General features: G+C 76.2%; 17 protein-coding genes. 3 read left to right on the top strand and 14 right to left on the bottom strand.

Translation table 11 applies throughout. The features are described from left to right. Positions 1-38: 38 nt before the first annotated feature. The 11 genes from trpA to hisI form a co-directional block, all read right to left on the bottom strand. Entirely contained in the window at positions 39-842 is an 804-nt protein-coding gene (trpA, locus tag R2737_05140; GenBank protein ID MEZ5115638.1) for a tryptophan synthase subunit alpha, read from the bottom strand. Beyond that, positions 839-2041 carry a tryptophan synthase subunit beta gene (trpB, locus tag R2737_05135; protein ID MEZ5115637.1) on the bottom strand — a complete coding sequence of 401 codons (1203 nt, stop codon included), beginning with the start codon at positions 2039-2041 and terminating at the stop codon, positions 839-841. The genes trpA and trpB overlap by 4 nt, the downstream gene beginning before the upstream one ends. Then, positions 2041-2850 (bottom strand): indole-3-glycerol phosphate synthase TrpC, encoded by an 810-nt coding sequence (gene trpC, locus R2737_05130; GenBank protein ID MEZ5115636.1) that lies wholly within the window; start codon positions 2848-2850, stop codon positions 2041-2043. Before trpC ends, trpB begins: the two co-directional genes overlap by 1 nt. Before the next feature lie 73 nt (positions 2851-2923). Beyond that, positions 2924-3478: a DUF2752 domain-containing protein gene (locus R2737_05125; GenBank protein ID MEZ5115635.1), complete on the bottom strand. Its 555-nt coding sequence runs from the start codon at positions 3476-3478 to the stop codon at positions 2924-2926. Then, complete coding sequence (locus tag R2737_05120; protein MEZ5115634.1) at positions 3475-3789, bottom strand: CD225/dispanin family protein; 315 nt, start codon at positions 3787-3789, stop codon at positions 3475-3477. Before R2737_05120 ends, R2737_05125 begins: the two co-directional genes overlap by 4 nt. Positions 3790-3799: 10 nt before the next feature. Next, positions 3800-5197: a HAMP domain-containing sensor histidine kinase gene (locus R2737_05115; GenBank protein ID MEZ5115633.1), complete on the bottom strand. Its 1398-nt coding sequence runs from the start codon at positions 5195-5197 to the stop codon at positions 3800-3802. Beyond that, entirely contained in the window at positions 5194-5910 is a 717-nt protein-coding gene (locus R2737_05110; GenBank protein ID MEZ5115632.1) for a response regulator transcription factor, read from the bottom strand. Before R2737_05110 ends, R2737_05115 begins: the two co-directional genes overlap by 4 nt. Positions 5911-6001: 91 nt before the next feature. Then, positions 6002-6256 carry an HGxxPAAW family protein gene (locus tag R2737_05105; GenBank protein MEZ5115631.1) on the bottom strand — a complete coding sequence of 85 codons (255 nt, stop codon included), beginning with the start codon at positions 6254-6256 and terminating at the stop codon, positions 6002-6004. A 134-nt stretch (positions 6257-6390) separates the two neighbouring features. Continuing rightward, complete coding sequence (locus R2737_05100) at positions 6391-7047, bottom strand: Trp biosynthesis-associated membrane protein (protein MEZ5115630.1); 657 nt, start codon at positions 7045-7047, stop codon at positions 6391-6393. Positions 7048-7058: 11 nt separating this feature from the next. After that, on the bottom strand, positions 7059-8690 hold the full coding sequence (locus R2737_05095) for an anthranilate synthase component I (protein ID MEZ5115629.1): 1632 nt from the start codon (positions 8688-8690) through the stop codon (positions 7059-7061). Beyond that, positions 8687-9070 (bottom strand): phosphoribosyl-AMP cyclohydrolase, encoded by a 384-nt coding sequence (gene hisI, locus R2737_05090; protein ID MEZ5115628.1) that lies wholly within the window; start codon positions 9068-9070, stop codon positions 8687-8689. Before hisI ends, R2737_05095 begins: the two co-directional genes overlap by 4 nt. Positions 9071-9162: 92 nt before the next feature. Between hisI and R2737_05085 the strand changes: the two genes are divergently transcribed. Beyond that, entirely contained in the window at positions 9163-9816 is a 654-nt protein-coding gene (locus R2737_05085) for a TIGR03085 family metal-binding protein (protein MEZ5115627.1), read from the top strand. A 6-nt stretch (positions 9817-9822) separates the two neighbouring features. On the opposite strand, the gene hisF is transcribed toward R2737_05085, so the two are convergent. After that, entirely contained in the window at positions 9823-10593 is a 771-nt protein-coding gene (gene hisF / locus R2737_05080) for an imidazole glycerol phosphate synthase subunit HisF (GenBank protein ID MEZ5115626.1), read from the bottom strand. Positions 10594-10626: 33 nt separating this feature from the next. On the opposite strand from hisF, the gene R2737_05075 reads away from it, so the two are divergent. Together R2737_05075 and R2737_05070 are read left to right on the top strand one after the other, a co-directional pair. Continuing rightward, positions 10627-11013 (top strand): PPOX class F420-dependent oxidoreductase, encoded by a 387-nt coding sequence (locus R2737_05075; GenBank protein ID MEZ5115625.1) that lies wholly within the window; start codon positions 10627-10629, stop codon positions 11011-11013. Next, on the top strand, positions 11010-11828 hold the full coding sequence (locus tag R2737_05070; GenBank protein MEZ5115624.1) for an MBL fold metallo-hydrolase: 819 nt from the start codon (positions 11010-11012) through the stop codon (positions 11826-11828). The genes R2737_05075 and R2737_05070 overlap by 4 nt, the downstream gene beginning before the upstream one ends. Here R2737_05070 and R2737_05065 read toward each other — a convergent pair. After that, entirely contained in the window at positions 11804-12211 is a 408-nt protein-coding gene (locus tag R2737_05065) for a RidA family protein (GenBank protein ID MEZ5115623.1), read from the bottom strand. The genes R2737_05070 and R2737_05065 overlap by 25 nt on opposite strands. Then, positions 12208-13044 carry a bifunctional 1-(5-phosphoribosyl)-5-((5-phosphoribosylamino)methylideneamino)imidazole-4-carboxamide isomerase/phosphoribosylanthranilate isomerase PriA gene (priA, locus tag R2737_05060; protein MEZ5115622.1) on the bottom strand — a complete coding sequence of 279 codons (837 nt, stop codon included), beginning with the start codon at positions 13042-13044 and terminating at the stop codon, positions 12208-12210. Before priA ends, R2737_05065 begins: the two co-directional genes overlap by 4 nt. Positions 13045-13095: the final 51 nt, after the last annotated feature.

The following is a 13095-nucleotide window of genomic DNA, read 5'->3' as shown; positions in this document are numbered from 1 at the left end:
CGGGCGCCCCCCGGTGGTTCCCGTCGTCCGCGGGCGGTTCAGCGACCACCCGCGCGCACCCCCTCGGCCAGGTCGGCCGCGAGGGCACCCACGGCGTCCACGGCGGCGGCCAGGTCGGGGGCGTCCAGCACCCGGCGGACGAACGCCGAGCCGACGATGACGCCGTCGGCGTAGGAGGCCACCTCCGCGGCCTGCTCGCGGGTGGACACCCCCAGCCCGACGGCGAGCGGCAGGTCCGTGACCGCGCGCAGGCGGTCGACCAGCACCTCCGCCGACGACGACACCGACGTGCGGGCACCGGTCACGCCCATGGTCGACGCGGCGTAGACGAAGCCGGTGCACGCCCGTGACACCACGCCCAGGCGCTCGTCGGTGGAGGACGGGGCCGCGAGGTAGATGCGGTCGACGCCCGCGGCGTCGGTCGCGCCCACCCAGTCGTCGGACTCCTCCGGGGTCAGGTCCGGGGTGATGACGCCCACCCCGCCGGACGCCGCGAGCCCGTCCGCGAAGCGGGCCACGCCGTAGCGCTCGATCGGGTTCCAGTAGGACATCACCACGGTCGCGGCCCCGGTGGGGGCGACGGCGGCGACGGTGCGCAGCACGTCGTCGGTGGTGCAGCCGCCGGCCAGCGCGGTGGCGGCGGCCTGCTGGATGACCGGTCCGTCCATCAGCGGGTCGGAGTAGGGCAGGCCGACCTCGACCACGTCGACGCCGTGGCGCACCATCGCGGTGATGAGCGCCACGGCCCCGTCGACGGTGGGGAACCCGGCCGGCAGGTAGCCGACCAGGGCCGCGCGCCGCTCGGCCCGGGCGGCGGCGAACGCGTCCGCGAGCCGGGTCATCCGCGACCCTCCGCGGCCTCGTCGACCTGCGCCAGCCCGAACCAGCGGGCCGCGGTCGCCACGTCCTTGTCCCCCCGGCCGGACAGGTTGACCAGGATGACCGCGTCGGGCCCGAGCTCGCGGCCCAGCCGCATCGCCCCGGCCAGACCGTGGGCGCTCTCGATCGCCGGGATGATCCCCTCGGTCCGGCACAGCAGCCGGAAGGCCTCCATCGCCTCGTCGTCGTCGACCGGCTCGTACGATGCCCGCCCGGTGTCGTGCAGCCAGGCGTGCTCGGGGCCGACCCCGGGGTAGTCCAGGCCGGCGCTGATGGAGTGCGACGGCATGGTCTGGCCGTACTCGTCCTGCATCACGTAGGTGCGGGCGCCGTGCAGCACGCCCGGGGCGCCGCCGGCGAAGCGGGCGGCGTGCCGGCCGGTCGCGACGCCCTCGCCGCCGGCCTCATAGCCGCGCAGCCGCACGTCGGGATCCTCGAGGAACCCGCTGAAGATGCCCATGGCGTTGGAGCCGCCGCCGACACAGGCGGCCACCGCGTCCGGGAGCCGGCCGACGAGCTCCAGCACCTGGGCGCGCGCCTCGGTGCCGATGACGCTCTGGAACTCGCGCACCATCTCCGGGAACGGCGAGGGTCCGGTGACGGTCCCGAGCAGGTAGTGGGTGTGCCCGACGTTGGTCACCCAGTCGCGCATCGCCTCGTTGATGGCGTCCTTGAGGGTCCTGCTGCCGGCGGTCACCGGGACCACCTCGGCGCCCAGCAGCTGCATGCGGACCACGTTGAGGGCCTGCCGGTGGGTGTCCTCCTCACCCATGTACACGGTGCACTCCAGCCCGAGCAGCGCCGCCGCGGTCGCGGTGGCCACGCCGTGCTGGCCGGCACCGGTCTCGGCGATGACCCGGGTCTTGCCCATCCGCTGGGTGAGCAGCGCCTGCCCCAGCACATTGTTGATCTTGTGGGAGCCGGTGTGGTTGAGGTCCTCCCGCTTGAGCAGCACCCGGGCCCCGCCGCTGTGCGCGGAGAACCGGGTCGCGTCGGTGAGGGGACTCGGCCGACCCGTGTAGGTGCGCTGCAGGCGGTCCAGCTCGGCCCGGTAGGCCGGGTCGGCGGTGGCGGCGCGGAACTCGCGGTCCAGCTCGTCCAGGGCCGCCATCAGCGCCTCGGGGACGAACCGGCCGCCGTAGGGGCCGTAGTGCGTGATCATCAGTCCCGGCCGTGCCGGAGGGCCGGGTGGGCACCGGCGGTGACCAGGTCGTGCACCGCGGTGCGCGGGTCGCCGCCCGTGACCAGCGACTCGCCCACGAGGACCGCGTCGGCGCCGGCCTCCGCGTACGCGATGAGGTCGTGCGGGCCCCGCACGCCGGACTCGGCGATGCGCACGCAGGTGTCGGGGACCAGCGGCGCCAGCCGGGAGAACGTGGCCCGGTCGACCTCGAGGGTGCGCAGGTTGCGCGCGTTGACGCCGATGACGTCGGCTCCCGCGTCGAGCGCGCGGGCGACCTCGTCGGCGTCGTGCACCTCGACCAGCGGCGTCAGCCCGATCGAGCGGGCCCGCTCGACCAGGCTCACCAGCGCCTCCTGGTCCAGCGCAGCGACGATGAGCAGCGCCAGGTCGGCGCCGCAGGCGCGGGCCTCCCACAGCTGGTAGCTACTGACGATGAAGTCCTTGCGCAGCACCGGGATGTCCACCGCGGCGCGGACGGCCACCAGGTCGTCGAGGCTGCCGCCGAAGCGGCGCTGCTCGGTCAGCACGCTGACGCAGTGCGCGCCGCCGGCCTCATAGTCGCGGGCCAGCGCGGCGGGGTCGGCGATCGCGGCCAGCGCGCCCTTGCTGGGGCTGGAGCGCTTGACCTCCGCGATGACCGCGACGCCCTCGCCCCGCAGCGCGGCGACCGCGTCGCGGGACTGTGGCGCGCGGGCGGCCCGCTCCTTGAGCTCGTCGAGGCTCACCCGCGCACGACGCTCGTCCAGGTCGGCGCGCACGCCGTCGAGGATGTCGTCGAGCACGGTCACGGGGGCGAGCGTAACCGTGCGACCGGACCGACCCGTCGCGCGGGGGCGCGGTCGGGCCGGGCGTGCGCGCGGGTCAGCCGGCCTCGGAGGCGAGGTACGGCACGAACAGCCGCGCCACCCAGAACCCGAGGGTGAGGACGAGGAACGCGATGGTCGCGACCTGGCGCCACCGGGCGGCCCGGCGGGAGACCTCCGGCGAGACGCCGGTCCAGGCCCGCCGCACCCACAGCACCCACATGAGGACGAGGAACGGGGTGACGGCGACCAGCAGCAGGTTGTGGTCGACCGCACGGCCGACGTCGCCGTGGGCCAGCGCGTGGATCGAGCGCAGGCTGCCGCACCCGGGGCAGTCGATGCCCGCGAACGCCTTGGTCGGGCACAGCGGGTAGTGCCCGGGCTCGTTGGGGTCGACCGCGTACAGGTAGGCGGTGGCTCCGGCAGCGACGCCGAGGACGGCGAGCGGCTCGGCCATCCGACGCCACCGGGGCCGGTGGTCGATGCGGGGGCCCGTCGGGATGACGGGCGCCGGGACGCTGGCCGTCGGGTCCGTGTCGGGGCCGGCCGCCGCGGACCCCGCCGGGACCTGCTGGTCCGGCGTGGTCGCGGTGGTGTCCGGCGACGTCGTCACGGCCTCAGGCTCTCCCACCAGGACATGAACAGGCCGGTCGCCACGCCGACGACCATGAGCACCGCCCACAGGATGAAGCCGAGCAGCACCCAGAACCGGGCGCGGTGCGCGGCCCGGACCGCCTCGTCGGCCCGGCCGGAGGTCCACAGCGGCTCCACCTGGGAGGCGAAGACCGTGCCGATGACGCCGGTGATCGGGAAGCAGCACAGGGTGGTGACGATGGCCGGGACCAGCCACGAGGACGGCCGGTCCGAGGGCGTGGGCGCACCGGGGGCCCCGAAGGAGTAGCCGGGACCGGGACCGTTGCTCATGGCCGGCAGCCTACGGCGCCACCGGCGCCCCCGGAACCCGGACGGTGAAGCGCGCGCCACCCTCGGGGGCGGCGCCGGCCTCGGCCCCGCCCCCCAGGCCGACCGCGAGCCGGCCGACCAGCGCCAGCCCGAGGCCGGTGCCCACCGGACGCACGCCGCGGTAGCGCTCGTACAGGGCGCCCGGCTCGAACGCGACGCCGACGTCGTCGCCGGTCAGCCCCGGACCGCCGTCGCGCACCTCCACGACCGCCCAGGGGCCCTCGGTGCGCACCGCGAGGACGATCGGACGGCCCGCGGGGGTGACCCGCAGCGCGTTCTCCGCCAGGTTGTCGAGGACCTGGCGGACCCGGACCGGGTCCGTCCGCGCCGGGACCGGCGTCCCCGGCTGCTCGACCCGCAGCAGGACGCCCTCGCGCTCACACCGGTCGGCCCACACCGCGGCGGCCTCGCCGGCCAGCAAAGCCAGGTCCAGGTCGACCAGGTCGACCCGGAAGTCCGCAGCACCCAGGCGGGCCAGGTCGAGCAGGTCGGCGACCAGCCGGTCGAGCCGGGCCGCCTCCGCCCGGATCACCTCCCCGGTCCGGGGCACCTCGGTCTCGGGGACGACGCCGTCGGCGAGCGCCTCGGCGTAGCCGGACACCGCGGTCAGCGGGGTGCGCAGCTCGTGGGAGACCGAGAGCAGGAACTCCCGCTGCCGGCCCTCGGAGACGGCCAGTGCCGCGGACAGGCCGTTGAGGGACTCCGCGATGGCGGCGACCTCCTCCGGCCCCTCCGGCTCCACCCGCACGTCGCGGCGGCCGGTGCTCAGCTGGTTGGCCGCCTCCGCGGCCCGCCGCAGCGGCCGGGTGACCCGGCGGGAGGCCAGTACCGCGACGACGACCGCGAACACCAGCCCGATCAGCAGCGCGACGGCGAGTCGCCGCAGCACGGTCCCGGACGGCTCGGTCGCCACCGAGGCCTGCTGCAGCAGGACCAGGCCGGTGCTGTTCCCCAGCGGACGGCCCTCCACCAGCACCGTCCCGTCCGGGGTGTCCGCGACGGTCGACACCGGCTGGCCCGCGGCCAGCCCGAGGACGTCCGCGTCGGTGACCCCGTCGGGTGCGGGGAAGCCGGGGCGCACCAGGTAGGCCTCGACCCCCTCGACTTCGAGCACGGCGGCCAGCCGCGGCGGCAGCACGGTCACCCCGCTGGGCAACTGCTGGAGGGAGGTGGCGGTGAGGTCCGCCAGTCGGGCCAGCGACGCCCGCGCCTGCGCCTCGCCGGACGCCCGCACCAGGGGGAAGGACACCGCGAAGGCCACGGCAGCGGCCAGGACCGCCACCACCACGGCCACCAGCACGGTCCGGGTGGTGAGGGAGACCCGTCGCCGACGGGCCGGCGTGCCGGCGACGGGCGCCGGCGCCGTCACGGGGCGTCGCCCGGACCGGGGGCGGCGGGTTCCTCCGCGGCGTAGCCCACGCCCCGGACGGTCCGGATCGGGCTGGCGTCGCCGAGCTTGGCCCGGACCTGGGCGACGTGCACGTCGACGGTGCGCGTGCCCACGACGGGGGCGTAGCCCCAGACCTCGGACAGCAGCTGCTCGCGGCTGAACACCCGGCCGGGCGCGGCCATCAGGTGGGCCAGCAGGTCGAACTCGGTGGCGGTGAGGACGATCTCGTCGCCGTCGACCGTCACGCGATGCCGGGTTCGGTCGACCACCACCCGGCCGAGCGTCAGCTCCTCGCTGCGGCTGCCGGGCCCGGCGGCCCTGCGTACCGCGGCCTTGACCCGGGCGACCAGCTCGCGCGGGCTGAAGGGCTTGGTGATGTAGTCGTCGCCCCCGAGCTCGAGGCCGAGGACCCGGTCCACCTCGTCGTCGCGGGCGGTGCAGAACAGCACCGGGGTCCAGTCCCCCTCGCTGCGCAGCCGGCGGCACAGCTCGGTGCCGTCGATGCCGGGCAGCCCGACGTCGAGCACGATCGCGACCGGGTGCAGCGTGCGGGCCGCGCGCAGGCCGCCCTCCCCGTCGTGCTCCACGTGGACGCCGAAGCCCTCGCGGGCGAGGTACAGCCGGATCAGGTCCGCGATCGGGCGCTCGTCCTCCACGACGAGGACGAGCCCGCGGGCGTCGGCGCCGGACACGGGCTCAGCGTGCCACGCCGCGTGCGCGCAGGCGTCGCGCCACGTACGGAGGGTGTTCGGATCGGGTCAGGCGTGGGTGCAGGGACGCCGGTCAGGCGTCGGTGCCACCGGCGGCCGCGGTGGCCTCGCTGCGGTGGTGGTCGCCCTTGGGCTGGGCACCGAGGCCCATCATCTGCATGACCTTGCCGACGACGGCGCCGACGACGATCAGCCCGACCCCGACCCACAGCACGATGCGGGTGTCGAGGATGACGCCGAGCGTGCCGACCAGGAACCCGAGCATGATGATGATCACCGCGGTCCAGGCGGCCGGGGTCTGACCGTGGTTGTCGTGCTCGGCGCTCATGGCGGCCCTCCGGAGGTTCGGGTCGGCTCGGGACGGGTCGGGCGGATCGGTCGGCGGTCGGGCAGGTCCGCGCCGCCGGGCGGCGCGCGGGGGCCATTCAAGCAGGTCGGGGCCCGGGGAGGATCCGGGCCCGGTCAGTCGGTGGGGTCCTCGCCGCGGTCCAGCGCGTCCCAGGCCACGGCGCCCCCCACCCGGCCCGCACCGGGGGCATCCGCACCGGAGCCGTCCGACGCCGCCGCGTCGCGGGGCCCGTCGCCGCCCGGCGCGACCGTGCCGCCGGGACCCGCGGCACCGGCGCCCGGGGCGGTGCGGGTGTAGCGGGCCGACATGCCCGGCCACCGGTGCCCGCGCGCCGCCACCGCGACACCCCCCACCAGGCCGGCGAGGCCGCCCAACAGGGCCGTCAGCCACCAGGCGGTGACGTCGACGGTGGCCGCGGTGTCCCCCACGCGGTCCAGTGCCGATCGGGTCGCGTCCGCCACGGGGTCGCCCAGCCGGTACGCCACCGCGGGAACGGCCACCGCGGTCGCCACCGCGGCCAGCAGCCCGCCCAGCACCCGCCGCAGCCACCCGCCGGTCGCCACGACGGCCAGCGCCCCCGCGGCCAGCACGAGGGCCAGCGCGAGCCCGGCCGGCACCAGCGCGACCCCGCTCACCTCGACCGCCGGCAGCGGCAGGCCGCCCTGGGCCGGGACCACGACCGCCCAGGGGCGTCCGTAGCCGACGGCGGCGACCAGGCCGCCCGCCGCGAGCAGCACGAGCGCGACCAGGTAGCCGGTCCGGCCGGTCACGGGGCGGCCGGTCACGGGGCGGCCGCGCGGGCCGGCTCCCCCGCCCCGGCGGCCGACAGGGTCGCGGCGACGGCCACCGCGCGCAGGACCGCCGCCGCCTTGGTCCGGCACTCCGCGTCCTCGGTCGCCGGCACCGAGTCCGCGACCAGGCCGGCACCGGCCTGGACGTACGCCGTGCCGTCGCGCAGCACCGCGGTCCGGATCGCGATCGCGGTGTCGGCGTCGCCGGCGAAGTCCAGGTAGCCCACGACGCCGCCGTACAGCCCGCGCCGGGCGGGTTCCAGCTCGTCGATGATCTCCATCGCCCGCGGCTTGGGCGCGCCGGACAGGGTGCCGGCGGGGAACGTCGCCGCGAGCGCGTCGTACGCGGTGCGGCCGTCCGCCAGCGTCCCGACGACGGTCGACACGATGTGCATGATGTGCGAGAACCGCTCGACGGCCATGAACTCCACGACCTCGACGGTCCCCGGGGCGCACACGCGGCCGAGGTCGTTGCGCCCGAGGTCCACCAGCATCAGGTGCTCGGCCCGCTCCTTCTCGTCGGCGAGCAGGTCGTCGGCGAGCCGGGCGTCCTCCTCCGGGGTCGACCCGCGCGGGCGGGAGCCGGCGATCGGGTGCATCAGGCAGCGGCCGTCGGTCACCGTCACCAGCGCCTCCGGCGAGCTGCCCACGACGTCGAACGCGACCACGCCCGGGAGCTCGGCGTCGGGTCCCTCGGGCGACCCGTCGTCGGCGGGGATGCGCAGCAGGTACATGTAGGGGCTGGGGTTGGAGGCGCGCAGGATCCGGTACACGTCCAGGGCGTCGGCCGGGCAGGGCATCTCGAAACGCTGCGACAGCACCACCTGGAAGGCGTCACCGGCGCGGATGTACTCCTTCACCGTGTCGACGTCACGGCGGTAGTCGTCGGCCGGCGTGCGCGAGACGACGTCGGCCCGGGCGTCCGGGTCGTACGCCGCCGCGGTGGGGGGCGCGGGGCGGGCCAGGTCGGCCTCCATCACGTCCAGCCGGCGGACCGCATCCCCCCAGGCCTGGTCCACCCGCTCGTCGCTGGCGTCGTAGTTGATGGCGTTCGCGACCAGCAGCACGCTGCCGTCGGCGTGGTCGAGGACCGCGAGGTCGGTGGCGAGCAGCATCGCCAGCTCGGGCACCCCGAGCTCGTCGGGGTTGGCGTCCGGGATGCGCTCCCAGTGCCGGACCGCGTCGTACCCGACGAAGCCGACCATGCCGCTGGTCAGCGGCGGCAGCCCGGGGATGCGGGGGGTGTGCAGCAGGGCGAGCGTGTCCCGCAGCGCGGCCAGCGGGTCGCCGCCCGAGGGCACCCCCACCGGGGCCCGACCCAGCCACCGGGCCCGCCCGTCGCGCTCGGTGAGCATGGCCGCGCAGCGCACGCCCACGAACGAGTACCGCGACCAGGACCGGCCCTGCTCGGCGGACTCCAGCAGGTAGGTGCCGGCCCGACCCTGGGCCAGCTTGCGGTAGAGGCCGACCGGGGTCTCCCCGTCGGCCAGCAGCCGGCGAACGACGGGGACGACCCGCCGGTCGCGCGCGAGCAGCCGGAAGGTCTCCAGGTCGGGGGTCACCGCGCCGGTGAACGGGGCGGTCAGCGCGCCCTCGAACCCCGCGACCGGGTCGCCGCTCATGACGGCTCCCCGGCGCCCGCGGCGCCGACGACGACGTCGAGCCGGTCGGCGTCGAAACACGTCCTGGTCCCGGTGTGGCAGGCGGGGCCCACCTGGTCGACCTTCACCAGCACCGCGTCGCCGTCGCAGTCCAGCCGCACCTCGCGCACCCACTGCACGTGTCCCGAGGTGTCGCCCTTGACCCAGTACTCCTGCCTGCTGCGGCTCCAGTAGGTCGCGCGGCCGCTGGCCAGCGTCCGGCGCAGCGCCTCGGCATCCATCCACGCCACCATCAGCACCTCGCCGGTGTCCCACTGCTGGGCCACAGCGGCCACCAGGCCGCGGTCGTCGGGGCGCAGTCGGGCGGCGACGGCGGGGTCCAGCTCGGTGGGCTCGGGCACGGCGGACATTCTGCCGGTGCGAGGTGGCCCCGGCGGCGCCCGCCCGCGCCCCCCGTGGTGCGACCCCGGCCGCGGTGGGTGACGATCGAGTCATGACGTCGTACGTGCGGTCCGAGCGCGAGGCCCTCGCCGACCTGCTGCTGGCGGTCGGCCCCGACCAGCCCACCCTGTGCGAGGGCTGGGACACCCGGGACCTCGCGGCGCACCTGGTGGTCCGCGAGCGCCGCCTCGACGCCAGCCCCGGCATCGTGCTGCCCCCGCTGGCCGGCTGGACCCGGCACGTGCAGGACGGGGTCGCCGAGCAGGACCTCGCCGCCCTGGCCGAGCAGATCCGCACCGGCCCGCCGTGGTGGTCCCCGTTCGGACTGCCCGGCGTGGACGAGCGGGTGAACCTGGCCGAGTTCTTCGTCCACCACGAGGACGTCCGGCGGGGACAGCTGGGGTGGGAGCCGCGCGACCTCGACCCCCGGCTGCGCTCGGCGCTGTGGGCGGTGGCCCGCCGGTCCTCCCGGCTCCTGCTGCGGCAGGTGCCGGTCGGGGTGGTGCTGCGCCGCACCGACGCGCCCGACGGGACTCCGGATGACCGGGTGGAGGCCCGGGTGCGCGGCGGCGACCCCACGGTGACCCTCGTGGGCCCGGCGCCCGAGCTGGTGCTGCGGGTGTTCGGCCGGACCGCGGCCCGCGTCGACGTCGAGGGCGACGAGGCCGCCGTGCGGGCCTTCGAGGACGCGCGGCTGGGGGTGTAGGGCGGGTCAGCGCACCGGGTAGCCGACCGCGCGCAGAGTCTGCTTCACCTCGCCGATGCGCAGTTGCCCGAAGTGGAACACGCTGGCGGCCAGCACCGCGTCCGCGCCGGCAGCCACGGCGGGCGGGAAGTGCTCCAGCGCTCCGGCGCCCCCGCTCGCGATCAGCGGCACGTGCACCTCGCGGCGGACCGCCCGGATCAGTTCCAGGTCGAAGCCGTCCCGGGTGCCGTCGGCATCCATCGAGTTGAGCAGGATCTCCCCCGCCCCGAGCTGGGCCCCGCGCACGGCCCAGGCCACCGCGTCGATGCCGGTGCCGCGCCGGCCGCCGTGGGTGGTGACCTCGAACCCGCTGTCGGTCCGGGCATCCGGACCGGTCCGCCTCGCGTCGACGCTGAGCACCACGCACTGCGACCCGAAGCGCTCCGCGGCCTCCGACAGCAGCTCGGGCCGGTCGATCGCGGCGGTGTTGAGGCTGACCTTGTCCGCGCCCTCGCGCAGCAGCCGGTCGAAGTCGCCGACCGAGCGCACCCCTCCGCCCACGGTCAGCGGGATGAAGACCTGCTCGGCGGCGCGCCGCACGACGTCGTACGTGGTGGACCGGTCCCCGCTGGACGCCGTGATGTCCAGGAACACCAGCTCGTCTGCGCCCTCCGCGTCGTACGCCCGCGCCAGCTCGACCGGGTCCCCGGCATCGCGCAGGTCGACGAAGTTGACCCCCTTCACGACCCGGCCGGCGTCGACGTCCAGGCACGGGATCACGCGCACGGCCAGGCTCACCCGGGCAGCCTATGCAGGCCTATGGTCGGCGGTATGAGCACCCCGGACGCGCAGCGCCTCGGCGCCGAGCGCTACATCTCCCTGACGACGTTCCGCGCGGACGGCTCGGCCGTGGCCACCCCCGTGTGGGTGGTGGCCGACGGGGACCTCCTGCGGGTGATCACCAACGCGGACTCGTGGAAGGTGCAGCGCATCAACGCCGACCCCCGGGTCACCGTCGCGCCGTGCGACGCGCGCGGGAACGTCCGGGGCGACGCGGTCCCCGGGACGGCGCGGTGCACCGACGCCGCCGGGACGCAGCACACCCTGGAGCTGGTGAACGCCAAGTACGGGATCCAGGCCAAGGCGGTCCGCCTGCTGGGGACGCTGCGGAGGCAGCCCGCGGACGCGCGCGTCGGCCTGGAGATCACGCTGGCGTGAACGCCGGGTCGACGGCCCCGCAGCGGCTGGCGGAGATCACCGCCGGGGTGTGGGTGGCCACCTCCCGCCGGTTCGCCACCACGTCCACCGTGGTGCTGGACGGTCACGGCGGCGCCCTCGTCGTCGACCCCGCCTGGGACCCCGACGAGCTGGCCGCGATCCCGGCCGACCTGGCGTCGCTCGGCGTCCGCTGCGCGGTGGGGCTGGCGACCCACGTGCACTACGACCACGTGCTGTGGCACCCCGACCTCGGCGAGGTGCCGCGGTACGCGTCGCCGACGACGGTGCGCACGGTGACTGACCAGCGCGACGCCGTGCTCGCGCCGCTGGTCGGTGACCTGCCGCCGGAGCTGGTCGCCGTGGCCGGCCGGCTCGTGCCGCTGCCCGCGGGCCCTGGTCCGGCGCTGCTGCCGTGGGCCGGGCCCGAGGCGCTGCTGCACCCGCACGACGCCCACGCGCCCGGCCACCTCGCCGTCGAGCTCACCGACCGCGGCGTGCTGCTGGCCGGCGACATGCTCAGCGACCTCGAGCTGCCGATGCCGGCCGACGAGGACGACGACCTGGAGACGTACCGGACCGGCCTGGAGCAGTTGGTCCCGGTCGTGCGGCGCGCGCGGCTGCTCGTGCCGGGCCACGGCAGCCCCACCGACGATCCGCTGGCCCGCCTCGACGCCGACCGCCGCTACCTCGACGCGGTGGTGTCCGGCCGCCCGGTCGACGACCCGCGGCTGGGGCTCCCAGGGATGGCCGAGTTGCACGCGGCCAACGTGCGCCGCGCCGCCCGCACGGGTCAGGAAGCCGCGGAGGGCAGGTAGGCGACCACCTCGACCTCGACCAGCATCGCCGGGTCCACCAGCTCGGCCACCCCCACCATGGTGGCCGCCGGACGGACGTGGCCGAACAGCTCGCGGTGCGCGCGGCCCACGGCGTCCCGGTGCTCGATCCCGAAGACGTACATCCGGGTCTGGACGACGTCGGCGACGGTGCCTCCGGCGCGACCGACGGCGTCCAGCGCAACCCCGAACGCGGCCAGCGCCTGCGCGTACGGGTCCCCCGCGTGCGCGACGACCCCGTCGACCGTGGCCGTGCAGCCGGCCACCAGGACCAGCGGTCCGGCGACGACGGCACGCGAATAGCCGACGACGTCCTCCCACGGGCCGCCGGAGGGGTACCGGGTGACCCCGGCCGGGTCCGTCACCCCCGGCCGGCGTCCTCGACGCCGGACTCCCCCGCGGTATCGGCGCCCGCGGCCTCGCCCTCGAGCAGGTCGACGTCGGTGGGGAACGGCACGAAGTCGACCCGCGGGGCCACGGCCGCCAGCGCCTCGGGCAGCGTGAAGGCGGCGGCGTACAGCGCCTTTCCGATGATCGCCCCCTCGACACCGATGCCGGTCAGGGCCGCCAGCGAGTGCAGGTCCTCCAGGCTGCCCACGCCGCCGGAGGCCACGACCGGCCGGTCCGTGGCGTCGCAGACCTCGCGCAACAGGTGCAGGTTCGGGCCCTGCAGGGTGCCGTCGCGGGAGACGTCGGTCACGACGTAGCGTGCGCAGCCGTCGCGGTCCAGCCGGGCCAGGGTCTCGAACAGCTCCCCGCTCTCCTCGGTCCAGCCGCGCGCCGCCAACCGGTGGCCGCGCACGTCCAGCCCGACCGCGATCCGGTCGCCGTGCTCGGCGATGGCACGGGCGCACCACTGCGGGTCCTCGAGCGCCGCGGTGCCCAGGTTGACCCGGGCGCAGCCGGTGGCTAGCGCCACGGCGAGGCTCTCGTCGTCGCGGATGCCGCCGGACAGCTCCACGGCGACGTCGACGCGACCGATGACCTCGGCCAGCAGGTCGCGGTTGGAGCCGCGTCCGAACGCCGCATCGAGGTCCACCAGGTGGATCCACGACGCACCCTGCTCCTGCCAGGTCAACGCCGCCTGGACCGGGTCCCCGTACGACGTCTCGGACCCCGCCTCGCCCTGGACGAGCCGCACCGCCTTGCCGTCGGCGACATCGACGGCGGGGAGCAGCTCCAGCACCGGATCGGTCATGAGGGCGACCCTAGTGCCCGCTCTCGGCCGGAACTCGGTCAGCGCCGGTCG

It is taken from the genome of Candidatus Nanopelagicales bacterium (assembly GCA_041393815.1).
Lineage (GTDB): Bacteria > Actinomycetota > Actinomycetes > S36-B12 > JAWKJK01 > JAWKJK01.
This window is presented reverse-complemented; position numbering and strand designations above follow the sequence as displayed.